The organism is Actinocorallia sp. B10E7 (assembly GCF_039871655.1).
In the GTDB taxonomy this organism is placed as follows: domain Bacteria; phylum Actinomycetota; class Actinomycetes; order Streptosporangiales; family Streptosporangiaceae; genus Actinocorallia.
This window is the reverse complement of the sequence record NZ_JBDPLZ010000001.1, coordinates 641,020-653,784: the sequence shown is the minus strand read 5'-3', so window position 1 is coordinate 653,784 and position 12,765 is coordinate 641,020. Positions and strand designations below refer to the sequence as shown.

General features: G+C 69.9%; 10 protein-coding genes. 8 read left to right on the top strand and 2 right to left on the bottom strand.

Going from position 1 to position 12,765, the window contains the following annotated elements; all coding sequences use genetic code 11:
- Positions 1-31 precede the first annotated feature (31 nt).
- A complete protein-coding gene (locus tag ABGB12_RS03155) occupies positions 32-475 on the bottom strand; it encodes an Hsp20/alpha crystallin family protein (protein WP_347674414.1) in 444 nt (147 codons plus the stop codon).
- Between the two features lie 303 nt (positions 476-778).
- On the opposite strand from ABGB12_RS03155, the gene ABGB12_RS03150 reads away from it, so the two are divergent.
- From ABGB12_RS03150 to ABGB12_RS03140, 3 genes are all read left to right on the top strand, one after another.
- The gene (locus tag ABGB12_RS03150) at positions 779-988 is read left to right on the top strand and encodes a hypothetical protein (RefSeq protein WP_347674412.1); all 210 of its coding nucleotides are present in this window, start codon (positions 779-781) and stop codon (positions 986-988) included.
- A 279-nt stretch (positions 989-1,267) separates the two neighbouring features.
- Entirely contained in the window at positions 1,268-2,815 is a 1,548-nt protein-coding gene (locus ABGB12_RS03145) for a hypothetical protein (RefSeq protein ID WP_347674411.1), read from the top strand.
- A 21-nt stretch (positions 2,816-2,836) separates the two neighbouring features.
- Positions 2,837-4,591, top strand: a complete 1,755-nt coding sequence (locus ABGB12_RS03140) for a protein kinase (RefSeq protein WP_347674409.1) — start codon at positions 2,837-2,839, stop codon at positions 4,589-4,591.
- Here ABGB12_RS03140 and ABGB12_RS03135 read toward each other — a convergent pair.
- On the bottom strand, positions 4,576-6,201 hold the full coding sequence (locus tag ABGB12_RS03135) for an NAD(P)/FAD-dependent oxidoreductase (RefSeq protein ID WP_347674407.1): 1,626 nt from the start codon (positions 6,199-6,201) through the stop codon (positions 4,576-4,578). The genes ABGB12_RS03140 and ABGB12_RS03135 overlap by 16 nt on opposite strands.
- Positions 6,202-6,397: 196 nt before the next feature.
- Here ABGB12_RS03135 and ABGB12_RS03130 point away from each other — a divergent pair, with 196 nt between their 5' ends.
- From ABGB12_RS03130 to ABGB12_RS03110, 5 genes are all read left to right on the top strand, one after another.
- Positions 6,398-7,270 (top strand): alpha/beta hydrolase, encoded by an 873-nt coding sequence (locus ABGB12_RS03130; protein WP_347674405.1) that lies wholly within the window; start codon positions 6,398-6,400, stop codon positions 7,268-7,270.
- Between the two features lie 144 nt (positions 7,271-7,414).
- Positions 7,415-8,563 carry an acyl-CoA dehydrogenase family protein gene (locus ABGB12_RS03125; RefSeq protein WP_347674403.1) on the top strand — a complete coding sequence of 383 codons (1,149 nt, stop codon included), beginning with the start codon at positions 7,415-7,417 and terminating at the stop codon, positions 8,561-8,563.
- 20 nt (positions 8,564-8,583) lie between these two features.
- Positions 8,584-9,168: a TetR/AcrR family transcriptional regulator gene (locus ABGB12_RS03120; protein ID WP_347674401.1), complete on the top strand. Its 585-nt coding sequence runs from the start codon at positions 8,584-8,586 to the stop codon at positions 9,166-9,168.
- Positions 9,169-9,382: 214 nt separating this feature from the next.
- Positions 9,383-9,895 carry a hypothetical protein gene (locus tag ABGB12_RS03115; RefSeq protein ID WP_347674399.1) on the top strand — a complete coding sequence of 171 codons (513 nt, stop codon included), beginning with the start codon at positions 9,383-9,385 and terminating at the stop codon, positions 9,893-9,895.
- Between the two features lie 330 nt (positions 9,896-10,225).
- Positions 10,226-12,763 (top strand): protein kinase, encoded by a 2,538-nt coding sequence (locus ABGB12_RS03110; RefSeq protein WP_347674398.1) that lies wholly within the window; start codon positions 10,226-10,228, stop codon positions 12,761-12,763.
- The last annotated feature ends 2 nt before the right edge of the window (positions 12,764-12,765 follow it).

Genomic DNA, 12,765 nt, shown 5'->3' with positions numbered 1-12,765 from the left:
CGCCGGAAGGCCCCGACGCCCTGGTGGCTGATCATTTCTTCGAGGACTCACCCGATTTCTTTGACTCGCCGGATTCCACTTCGGCGGCCTTCTTCACGGTGATCCGCTGGGCTTCGGGCTTGTCCTGGGGCAGCGGCATCCGGACGGTCAGCACGCCCTGGTCGTAGTCGGCCTGGACGTCCTTGGCCTCGATCCCGTGCGGCAGGACCAGGGAGCGGGTGAAGGAGCCGTAGCGGAACTCCGAACGCTGGCCCTCCCGCTGCTCCTGGCGGCGTTCGGCGTGGATGCGCAGCACGTCGTCGTCGGAGACGGTGATCTCGACGTCGTTGTCCGGATCGATTCCGGGCAGTTCCGCGCGCACCACGTAGTGGCCGTCGTCGATGTAGTCCTCGACCCGGATGGCCTGGACCTGCTCGGCCAACGGAGAGAGAAGCGACTGCCAGTCACTGAAAGGGAAGTCCAGCAGCTCTGACATCGGGAAGAGCCGACGTGTCTGCTGTGCTGGTAGAGCCATGAGAACCGAACCTCCTGACAGGACCTCCAAGGGTTTCCTCTCACTGTATTAATACGGCTTAAGGCTTAAGTGGGAACAAAAGTCATAAAATTCTAGAAAGGGATGATGCAAGGGAACTTTGCCCAGTCCAGAAGATCGTTCGGGGTTGGATCCGCCCCCGCGCTCGACCTGTAGGGCCATGGGGCTTTGGCGACGATTGCCCGATTAGGTAGGGGCTGGACGGGCAAGGCAATACCTAGACGGCCGTCGACACGGGAGGTGAAGGTGGCGACCACAGAGGAGAAGAAGGCGCGGCTCAAGGAGATCGAGGAGGACATCGCCGGGCTGCTCCGGGAGTTCCCCGACCGCACGGACGACCCGCAGGACTACGGGGACGCGGGAGCCGCCCTGGCCCAGCGCGAAGAGCTCTCGACCCAGCTCGAGGTGCTGGCGATCGAACGCGACCGGCTCAAGCGGGAACTCGGGCTCGATTGAGGCTCCCCGAGGGGCGGACGCCTCTCGCCCCGGGCTTCCGGGACCGCCGCCGGGCCGCCGAGAGAGCCCGGCGGGCGTGACGGCTCTGCGCGGCCCGCCTTCGACCCTGAACGGCCCCGGATAAAGGCCCTCTGAACAGGTGTTTCGGAATATCCGAAAAAAATGAGGGTGATCTCTATTTAGAATAGACCGGATGCGGTGATAAGTTGCGGCCAATCTGAAGGGGCGGTCTCCGACGCGGAGGAAGAGTCCTTGGCATTGCGCAGAGGTAGCCGGGCCATGGCCTGGACCGTGGCCGCAGCGGTGGCTCTCAGCCTCGCCATCATCCTGTCCGTCGCCTACTTCGTCGGCCCTCCGGGGCCGGAGGGCTGCCCGGGCGCGCCGAAGGGCATCAGGCTGAACGGCGCCGAGCACGGCGAATGCATCGGGGTCACCGACGGCGATTATCTCTTCAACGCCAGCGAGAAGGGCGGCGAGGAATCCGATTTCCTCGCCGCTGAGGAGAGCAATGCGGTCCAGCGGAGGATCGCGGAGGAGAACCGCCGGGTCGCCGGGACGAAGAACTACGTCAAAGTGGTGCTGCTCTCCCCGCTGACGGTGTCGAAGAGCATTCCGTCCGCCATGTCCCTCCCGCAGATCCGGAACACGCTGCAGGGCTCCTACACCGCGCTCATGCGGGCCAACCACACGTCGGTCTTCAGTGATCCGTCGGCCGTGCAGATCCAGCTCATTCTGGCCAACCAGGGCAGCAGGCAGGAGGCCGGTCCCGAGTTCGTCGAGGAACTGCTCGCGGTGTCCGAGCCGGACCATCCGCTCGTGGCCGTCGTCGGGCTCGGCTCCAGCGTGGAGAACACCGAGAAGATCGCCAGGGCCCTGGCGGCGCGGGACATCCCCCTGGTCAGCGCCGTCGCCTCGGCCGACACCCTCACCGGCGTCCCGGGGCTGTGGAGCGTCTCGCCGGGCAACACCCAGTACGCGCAGGCGCTCAAAGCGTTCCTCGACCGGCCGGACCAGAAGGCGCTCAGGACGGGGATCATCGTCCACGACCTGAACAAGGACCCGTACACCACCACGTTGAGCGCCGCGTACCAGACCGTCCTCGGCGCCTACACGCAGACGTACCCGAGCCAGAGCTACGCGGGCAGCACCGCCGAGCAACCGCTGGCGGCCAACGCGTTCAAGCCGGTCATCGACAACCTCTGCGCGGCGACGGGAAGGCGCGAGAAGCCGCTGGACATGGTGTTCTACGCCGGCCGGCTCGCGGACTTCGAGGTCTTCGTCGACTATCTGGCGGAGCGCATCTGCCGGGAGGACCCGCTGACGATCCTCGTCGGCGCGACGGGGTTCGCGTGGGCCGAGCGCCACGAGAAGGTCCTGCGGGAGGCGAACGTCACCGTCGTCTACGCGACCTCCTCCGACTCCGACGTCTGGGCCAAGGGAGCCCCCGGAACGCCCCGGCACTACGCCGCGTTCCAGGAGGCGTTCCTGTCCCACGGGTTCAGCGCCGGCCTGCTGAGCGACGGATACGCGATCGCCCACCACGACGCTCTCGCGACGGCGGCGACGGCGATCGGGCTGGCGGCCGTCCCCCGCAGGCAGGACGTGGACGCGCAGGTCATGCCGGTCCCCACCCCGCAGGACGTGAAGGCGCAGTTCAGCAGGATGAACCTGGCCAACGTGGTGCGCGCCGCCTCAGGCGAGCTGAGCTTCGGGGCGCAGGGGGGAAGGGCCGCCGGCCGCACCATCCCGATCCGGCAGATCGCCGGGAACTCCCAGCTGCCGACGCTGCCCGAGGACCTCGCCCCCTATGTGGTGCCCGGCTCCTGACCGGAGGGGAAGGAGGTCGCCTTGCGCCGGCACATGATCCTGGAGGACCGGTACGAACTGCTCGACCTGGTGTCGCGCGGCGGCATGGGCGAGGTCTGGAAGGGCTTCGACCTGCGGCTGAACCGGCCGGTGGCGATCAAGGGCATCCGGCTGGGCCTGGCCGCCTCGGACACCGTGGTCGCGCTGTTCCAGCAGGAGGCCAAGATCGGCGCCACGCTCCGGCACCCCGGCCTCACCGTCATCCACGACCTCATCGAGTACCGGCTCGACGACGATTTCGCCGCCCGGGAGAAGGGCCTGGCCCTGGTCATGGAGTTCCTCGACGGCGAGGACCTGGGCAGGCTGCTGGAGGAGCGCGCGTTCTCCGTCCGGGAGACCCTGGAGCTGGGCGCGAAGATCATCGACGCGCTGCGGGCGGCGCACTCCGCCGAGGTGATCCACCGCGACGTCAAGCCGAGCAACGTCATGGTGCTGCCCGACGGCAGGGTGAAGATCTGCGACTTCGGCATCGCCAAGGCCCGCGACTCCACCAAGGGGCTGACCGCCGACGGCATGCTCGGCACCTACGCCTACATCGCCCCCGAACGGATCCGGCGCGCCAAGACCGACGCGAGGGTGGACCTCTACTCGTTCGGCATCATGATGTACGAGCTGCTGCGGGGCCGGCCGCCCTTCGAAGGCGAGCCCCCGGCCGTCCTGCACGCCCATGTGGAGGAACGCCCCCAGAGCCTGCGCTCCGCCGGGCCGGCGGACCTGCCCGAGGAACTCGACCGGCTGGTCCTGCAACTCCTGGAGAAGGACCCCGACGACCGCCCCCCGGACGCGGAGACCGTCCTGCGCCGCATCAGGCTGATCGAACGCTCCCTTCCCCGCCTCCTCCAGGGCCGCTACGAACTCGTCCGGCGGCTCTCCTCCACGGACCTGGCCGACACCTACCTCGCCCGCGACGTCCGCCTCCACCGCGACGTCGCCCTCAGGCTCCTGCGTTCCGACCTCCTGGGCGACGTCTCCTCACGGGAGGAGTTCCTCCGCGAGCTGGAGACGGGACTCTCCCGTCCCGGCCCCGTCATGGGGGTCGAGGAGACCGGCGAGAGCCCCGTCACCGTCACGCTGCCCTTCGCCGTCTTCGGCCTGGAGCAGGCCCGCCCCCTGCGCGCCCTTCTGACGGACGGCCCCGTCCCCGCCCAGGAGGCGGTGAAGCTCGTCGACCGCGTCCTGCGAGCCCTCGAACGCGGCCACGCCGACGGACTCACCCATCCCGGCCTCACCCCCGACACGGTCCTGCTCGTCGGAGGGGCGGCGCGGGAAGAGGTCCGGTTCCTCACCTTCGACTCGCGGCCGCCGGACCTGACCGCTCCCGACGGAGCTCCGCCGCACCCCGACCCCCGCGACGACCTCTACGCCGTGGCCTGCCTCTTCCACGAGCTCCTCACCGGCTCGCCGCCCTTCCCCGGCCCGTGCCCGAGCCTCCGGGCGGGCCCGCCGCCGTCCCTGCCCTCGCAGCTCAACCCCTTCGTCCCCGGATGGTGCGACGAGATCGTCGGAACGGCCATGGCCTCCGACCCCGGGCGGTCGTACCGGACCGCCGCGGAGTTCCGCGAGGCTCTGCGGGAACGCCCCCTCACGGACCGTACTTCCGAGCGTTCCGGGCGTTCCGAACCTTCCGGGCCTCGGGCTCCGGGCGCCTCGCCGTTCCTCTACCTCGGGGTGGGCGTCATGATCGTCATCACCCTCGTCTCCACCGGGCTCCTGCTGCTCACTCAGTTGCGCGGCTGAGCGAGCATGCGCTGCGCGGCCGAGAGGACGGGGTGCAGCAGATGCCGGCGGAGGGCGCCGTCGGCTCTGAGGGCGGCGCGGGCGGCGTTGGAGCCGCAGGCGCCGTGCACGCCGCCGCCTGGGTGGACGGAGGAAGAGGCCAGGTAGAGGCCGCGCACCGGAGTCTCGGGACGGCCCGTGCCCGGAACGGGACGGAAGACCAGCTGCTGGTGGATGTTGGACGTCCCGCCGTTGATGGAGCCGCCGACGAGACTCGCGTTGTGCTGCTCCAGCGTGCGGGGGGACAGGATGCGGCGTTCCAGGATGCGCCGCCGGAAACCCGGGGCGCGGCGTTCCACGATGGCCTCGACGCGGTCCGCCATCGCCTGCTCGTCGCGTTCGTCCCAGACGCCGGTGATGCCGTCGGGGCCGCGGTCGCCGGTCGTCCTGTGGGGGACGTGCGTGTAGGCCCAGGCCGACTCGGTGCCGGCGGGGGAGCGGGTGTCGTCCGTGGTCGTCATCTGGCCCAGGAGCAGGAACGGGTCGTCGGGGACCTGGCCGGTGACGATCTGGGAGTTGTACTCCGTCATGGAGTTCACGCTGTCGGCGACATGGACGGTCCCGGCCCGTGAGGCCTCCTGGGACGTCCACGGGATGGGGCCGGACAGCGCCCAGTCCACCTTGAACGCGGGCGCGTCCCACTGGAAGCGGCGCATGTCGTCGCGCAGCCGCGCGGGCAGGTGCTCCCAGCCGACGAGACCGCCGTACAGGCTGGTCGCGGGGACGTCGGCGAACACGCCTCTGAGGGCGCGTACGGCCTCGCCGTCAGCGGTGCGCACTCCCAGGGCGCGCCCCTCCCGCACGATCACCGACGTGACGGGGGTCGAGCACTGCACCTTGCCGCCGCGTTCCTCCAGCCTGCGGACGAGCGCCTTGGTCAGCTCGCCCGCGCCGCCCGCCGGAGCGGGCCACCCGAACTGCTGGCCGAGCATCGTCAGGATCCAGCCGAAGGCCGCGCTGCCGGGAGAGTCGGGGAACAGGTCGGTGTGCAGGGCCGAACCGGCGAACAGGAGCCGTCCGCCCTCGCCGGTGAACTCCTCCTCGCCCAGCCGCCGGACGGGCAGCGTCAGGAAGCGCATCAGCCTCAGCCCGCCCGCCGTCCGGAGCTTCGCCGCCAGAGCCAGCCCCGACCGCACCGGAGGGAAAGGCGTGAAGAGGGCCCGCAGCAGGTCGTCGGAGAGCAGTTGCCACTGCCCGTAGAGGCGCAGCCACGCGTCCCCGTCGCCGGGGCTGAGCGCGTCCAGCCCGGCGGCCGTCCGGTGCGGGTCGCGTTCCAGTACCGCGCAGCGCCCGTCGGACAGCGGATGGGCCAGGACGGCGGGGGCGTGCCTCCAGCGCAGCCCGTACCGCTCCAGCTCCAGGGCCTGCATGGTGGGGGAGGCCACGCCGAGCGGATAGAAGGCGCTGCAGGTGTCGCTCACGAAGTCCGGATGCACGCCGCGGTCGCTGCGGACGGCTCCGCCGGGCACGTCCTGCGCCTCCAGCACCAGGACGTCCCAGCCCGCGTCCGCCAGGACGTTGGCGGCGACGAGCCCGTTCGGGCCGGCGCCTATCACCACCGCGTCAGGCACAGGTGCCTCCCTCTCCCCACGGACCCCGGTTCTCCCCAGGGGGCATGCCCGCCCTGCTCCGGTTTCGCACGTGCCAATCCGGGTCCGCGGGCGACTGGTGATTTCCCCGATGCGCGGATCTGACGGGAGGGCCAGACTCCTGGTCACGGCCCGAGGTTCCCGCCCGCCCGGGCCACGACCCCCCAGAGGAGCCCCCATGTTCGGCAAGAAACTCAGAGCCCTGCGCCTGGCCCCGCTCGCCGTGGCCGTGGCCGCCGCCGGCCTCGTCGCCGCTCCGCCCGCCCACGCCGCCAACCCCTACGAGCGCGGCCCGGCTCCGACCAACAGCAGCATCGAGGCGTCCCGCGGTCCTTACTCGGTCTCGCAGACCTCGGTGTCCTCGCTCGCGGCGGTCGGCTTCGGCGGTGGCACGATCTACTACCCGACCACCACCAGCGACGGCACGTTCGGCGCGGTCGCCATCTCGCCCGGCTTCACCGCCTACGAGTCCAGCATCGCCTGGCTCGGCCCGCGCCTGGCCTCCCAGGGCTTCGTGGTCTTCACGATCGACACCATCACCACGATGGACCAGCCGGCCAGCCGCGGCGACCAGCTGCTGGCCGCCCTGGACTACCTGACCCAGCGCAGTTCCGTCCGCTCCCGCGTCGACGCCACCCGTCTGGGCGTCATGGGCCACTCCATGGGCGGCGGCGGCACGCTCGAGGCGTCCAAGGACCGGCCGTCCCTGCAGGCCGCGATCGGCATGACGCCGTGGAACCTCACCAAGAACTGGTCGGGCAACCGGGTCCCGACGTTCATCATCGGCGCGGAGAACGACACGATCGCCCCCGTCGCGACCCACTCCGAGCCGTTCTACAACAGCCTGTCGTCGACCTATGAGAAGGCGTATCTGGAGCTGAACGGCGCCAGCCACTTCGCGCCCAACACCTCCGACACGACCATCGCGAAGTACTCCATCTCCTGGCTGAAGCGCTTCATCGACGACGACACGCGCTACACCCAGTTCCTGTGCCCCGGCCCGAGTCGGAGCCTGGACGTCGAGGAGTACCGCTCCAGCTGCCCGTTCTGATCGCGCCGAGGTCAGAGCTCACTGATCGGCGATCCGCGACGGCCGTCCCTCCCCGGGACGGCCGTCGTCCGTTGGGGCGCCCGGGGCCCTGTGCAAAGTCCATACTTACAAGTATGGTTCCATACCATGGAGTATGGAGCTGAAGTGATCAGTCGGGTGCGGAAGCTGACGCCGGTGCTGGCCGAGCGGGCACAGGCCGCCGAAGAAGCACGGCGGGTGCAGGACGAGACCATCGCGGACCTGGCCGGGACGGGGGTGTTCGACCTGCTCGTCCCCAAGCGTTTCGGCGGAGGGGAACAGGACTTCGCCGCCATGGTCGAGGCGTGCCGACAGATCGGGGCGGGCTGCGCCTCGACGGGATGGCTGAGCGCGATCTACACGCTGCACAACTGGATGCTCGCCCTGTTCCCCGAGGAGGCGCAGCAGGAGGTGTGGGCGGAACGCCCGTACGCGCTCATCCCGTGCACGCTGTCACCGGGCGGCACCGCCGAGGCGGTCGACGGCGGCTACCGGGTCACCGGGCGCTGGTCGTGGGGCACCGGGGTGATGCACGCCGACCACGTGATGGTCATGGCGCTGGTCACCGTCGGCGACACCCTCGAGCCGAGGCTGTTCCTGCTGCCCCGCGAGGACGTGAACGTCCACGACGTGTGGCACACCAGCGGAATGCGGGCGACCGGCAGCAACGACATCGAAGTGCCGGACAGGTTCGTGCCGACGTACCGGTCGGTGCCGCTGCTCGATCTCTCCGAAGGCCGGTCGCCCGGCTCGCAGGTTCACTCCGGTTCGATCTACCGCGTCCCCCTCGTCCCGGCGTTCGTGCTGACAGGGGCCGCACCCATACTGGGAGCGGCCGAGAGCGTGCTCGCCCGGTTCGCCGAACGGATGCAGGGCCGGGTGATGGCCTACACCGGCGTCAAGCAGCGTGACCTGATGAGCGGCCAGATCCGTCTCGCCAAGGCCACCGCCGACCTCACCGCCGCGCGGCTCCTGCTGGAGGACGCAGTGCGACACCTGGCCACGACGTACGAGGAGGGCGGCCACTACGACATGTCGCAGAGGGCGCACGCGCGTCTGGTCGCGGCGCACGTGGTCGGCGTCGCCCGTACTGTGGTGAACGAGCTGTGCGCGGCCGCCGGGGCGAGCGTGCAGCTCATGCACTCGCCGTTCCAGCGCGCCCAGAGGGACGTGAACACGATCTCGGGCCACGTGGTGTTCGACGCGGACGCGACGTACGCGCTGTACGGCAGGGTCTCGCTCGGAATCGCCCCCGACTCGATGACCCTGGTCTGACAGGGCGCAGGAGGACGCGCGTGGAAGCGGTGAAGCGCTCCCGACCCAGGGTGAGCAGACGCGACTGGGTCGAGGCCGCCTATCAGGAACTCGTCAAGGCGGGCGAGCCCGGTGTCGGCATCAACGCGCTGGCCGCGCGCCTGGGCGTCACGAAGGGCAGTTTCTACTGGCACTTCCGCGACCGCTCCGAACTCCTGCGCGCCCTCCTCGACCGCTGGGCCCATGAGCGCACCGGCGAGGTCCTCTCCCTCGCCCTCGGCACCACCTCCGACCCCAGGGAACGCCTCCGCCGCGTCCTGCTCCTGGGCCGCGAGGTGGCCCCCCTCGACCGGGCGATGCGCCTGTGGGCCCAGCACGACCCCGAAGCCGCCGAAGCCGTCCGCCTCGCCGACCGCACCCTCCTGGACCATCTCGCCGGCTCCCTCACGGGCGTCGGCTTCCCCGAACCCGACGCCCGGATCCGCGCCCTGCTCATGCTCCGCGCCTGGGTGGGCGGCTACCTCGTGCCCTCCCCGGACGAGGACACCCCGCAGACCGACCCGGACGACCTGCTGGACATCTTCCTCGGGCGTCCCGGAGAACGCCCGTTAAGCATATTTTCATGAGAAATGCGCTGATCTGAATCGCGGGCGTTGGGCGCGAATGGGGCGCATGTCAATTCCCCTCGGACGTATTGTTGAAATAGTGATGCGCTTGTTATGCTGCGTTCGGCATGTGAAGGGGGCAGCGGCCGGGCGCCTGTGAAGACCTCGGCATTCTCTGGGCTGCGAGTGCAAATCCGGCACCACATGCTAGAAGCATTCAAGCGGGGGGAATCGCATGAGGAAAAAGGGTAGAATGTCCATGATGGGCTTGATTTCAAGCCTGGTGCTGGCATTCTTCGTGGCGGGTTTCGCCGCTCCGGCGAACGCCGAGATCATCGGGCCGCAGCCACTGCCGGGGAACACCTGTCCCCAGTCGTACTCGCCGTACGGCGGTATCAAGGTGGACACCGAGGGGGACCCGCTTACGGTGACCGTGACGGCTCCCGAGGGCTTTCTGATCTCCGGATACTGCGTGAAGGCGGGGTCTGCGGGGCAGGGGGACGGCCCCGAGTTCTATCAGGTCGTCCCGCCGCAGAAGACGGTCGTCATCTCCCACTCCAGTGGTAAAGCGGTCTCGCACTACACACCCCAGTACATCCCTGACGAGAACGGCAATGGCACGCCACCGAAGCCATGTCACTGCAAGTGCTACTGCAAATGCTACTGCAAGCACTACTGCAAGAAGCCTGCCCCGTGCAGTGAGATGAGGATGGCGACGAAGGCGAGAGAGGCCCGTTCCGTTCGCTAGGAAAAAGGAGCGGTCTCCGCTTCTGTCCTTCCTTCGAAGGCCCTTCGGCGCGATTCCGAAGGGCCTTCTGTCAATTCTCGGCCGAGATGGTCCGAACGCAGGTCCCGGCGCATCACCGGAAATTTCTCGTCGGCGTCCTCTCCGCTATGCGCGAGGCCCGCCCGCCGGGACCCGCGGGCCCCTGTCCCCTTCGCCCCGCGCGGTGAGACCCCCGTGCCTTGCCGGAAAGGGCCAAGTCGCCTGTTCGACTGAAATTTTCATTGTGTCTCTGGTCACATGAGTGGTACGGATCTCTCTGCCGATCAGCGAGGCCGGGACACGGAGGTCGGATTGACGAGCGGGCCGCAGCCGGGCGACGAGGTGGGGGGATACCGGCTGGTCGAGGTGGTGGGCGCGGGAGGAGAGGGCGAGGTCTGGCTGGCGGTGGGGCCGTCGGGCGAGAAAGTCGCCCTGAAGCTCCTCTCCGGGCTGGGGGAGGAGACCCGCAGGCGGCTTCTGAAAGAGGTGGCGCTGATACGGCGGGTGCCGCCGGAGTACACCGCGAGGGTGCTGGAAGCCGACATCGACGCGATGCCTCCCTACCTCGTCCGGGAGTACCTGCCGGGGCGCACCCTGAGCGAGGTCCTCGAGGAGGACGGAGAGCTCTCGGGGGCGGTGCTGACGCGGGTGGCGATCGACACGATCACCGCGCTCGAGGCGTTCCACCAGGCCGGGATCGTGCACCGGGACTTCAAGCCGGCCAACGCGATCGACGGGCCGGACAGGGTGCGGGTGATCGACTTCGGGATCGCGCGTGCGCTGGACGCCACCGTGACCCAGCGGGACTCCCCGATCGGCACCCCGGCCTTCATGTCTCCGGAACAGGTGAGATGCGAGCAGGTCGGGACGGCGTCGGACGTCTTCAGCTGGGCTTCCACGATGGTGTACCTCGCGACCCGCACCTACCCCTTCGGCTCGGGTTCGCTGGAGGCGGTCTACCACCGGGTCCAGCGGGGAGATCCCGGACTCGGCTCCCTGCGGGAGCCCCTCCGCTCCCTGCTCCTGGACTGCCTGGAGAAGGAGCCGGCCAAGCGTCCCTCCGCCGGCCAGGTCCGGAGGCGGCTGGAGGGCTTCAGCCGCGAGCCCCGGTGGTCCCTGCGGCTGAGAGCGGGCCTCCTCCGCCGGGCCCGGACGTCCGCCGTCGCCGCGGGAAGAGCGGTGAGGGCCGCCGGGACGCGGCTGCGCCCGCCGGCCCGGCGGTTCGGAGGACGGCTCTGGCAGCCGCCTGCGGCGGGGTTCCTCACGGGCTTCCTGGCGGTCGGCCTCGTCTCGGGGCTGGTGCTGTGGATCAAAGAAGAAAGGGCGGGATGTCCGCCTCCGACGGAACTGCGGGTCATGGTCCCGTCCGAGTCCCTGGAGCTGTTCCGCGAGCTGGCGCGGGGCTTCGAGGACGAGGAGGAGAAGGAGGCCGACGACGCGTGCAGGCCCGTCCGTGTGACGGTGTTCCCGCAGCCCTCCCTGGAGGCGGTGCGTTCGGGGGTGGGGAGCGGATGGGCCGACCGGCTGCTCACGGACCCGCAGCCCGACGTGTGGGTGCCGATGAGCAGGGCCGAGGCGGAGTACGTCCGGTCGTCGTCGAGGAGCGAAGACGTGTTCGGTGAGCCTCCGCCGGAAGTGAGGTTCGCCGGGGACACCGGGCTGAAGTCCACGATGGTCGCGGTCGCGACGAGCCAGGCATGGGAGGACCTGGACGTGGACCGGAGGTCCGGAGCGTGGCGGGACTGGACCGGACTGCTGAGGCGGGCCGAGGCGCGGGACGTCACGGTGCTGCGCCCCGACCCCGACACGGCGGCCTCGGGAACCCTCGGGAGCGTGGGCTTCTACACCGACTCCGAGACCGTGCGGAGCGGCATGCTGAAGACCTTCGAGAACCAGGTGGCGGACTCCTCGCTCACCGACGCCAAAGCCGCGCTGTGCGCGGCCGTCGAGCTGGACAGGGCGGTGGCGATCGTGCCCGAGCGGGTTCTGGCCGAGTACAAGGCCGGTTCCGAGGCGGGCGAGGACTGCGGCGGCTCCGGCGGCCCCGGCAGGCTGTCCGTTCTGGAGGTGGAAGGGGCCCACCGGCTGGACTACCCGTTCGTGCGCGTCGTCTGGCCCGGAGCAGGGAAGGAGGACCGAGACCGCTACGCCGGGCGGTTCCGGCTCTGGGTCGCCGGGCACCCGCCCGAGGGCGACTCATGGCGTCCGGGCTCCCTTCCCCTCGAAGCCGGCATGGTCGAGGCCACGCAGCGGCGGTTCAAGGAGGTCCGCGGCGGACGCGCCGTCGAGCTCCTCTTCGACCGGTCCGGCTCGATGGAATGGAGCGTCGAGAACGGGGTGCCGCTGCTGGCCGCCCAGAACCTGGCCCGCGGCATCCTGGACGAACTGGGAGAGAAAGACCGGGTCGGGCTCTCGGTGTTCCCCGGCCAGGGCGAGGACACCGGGGTGCTCCTGCCCCCTGGAGCGGCTGACGAGACACGCTCCCGAGTGCAGGACGAGGTGAACGGCCTCGAGGCGGACAGGGACTCCATCCCGCTGTACCGGGCCATCAAGGCCCGGGTCAGGGCGTTCGATTCCCGGAGGCTTCCGGGCACGCTCGTCGTCTTCACCGACGGGCGTGAGAGCGAGCTCGGTCAGGACGAGGGGGACGAGGAGGCCGACGAGGTGCGGGCGGAGTTCGACGAACCGGGGGCGCCCCGCGTCGTCGTGGTGGTGCCGGCCGGCGGCGGGTGCGCGGGATTCCTCCGGACGCTGGACAGACTCGACGACTTCGCGTGCGTCGAGCACGGGAGCCTGAAGTCCGATGGCGAGCTGCGGGCCGAGCTGTCCCGCGAGATCTGGAGGGACTGAGC

Coding starts and splice junctions, on each gene's coding strand:
- ABGB12_RS03155 (WP_347674414.1), bottom strand. CDS start 475: ATGTCAGAGCTGCTGGACTTCCCTTTCAGTGACTGGCAGTCGCTTCTC.
- ABGB12_RS03145 (WP_347674411.1), top strand. CDS start 1,268: ATGGCCTGGACCGTGGCCGCAGCGGTGGCTCTCAGCCTCGCCATCATC.
- ABGB12_RS03130 (WP_347674405.1), top strand. CDS start 6,398: ATGTTCGGCAAGAAACTCAGAGCCCTGCGCCTGGCCCCGCTCGCCGTG.
- ABGB12_RS03115 (WP_347674399.1), top strand. CDS start 9,383: ATGAGGAAAAAGGGTAGAATGTCCATGATGGGCTTGATTTCAAGCCTG.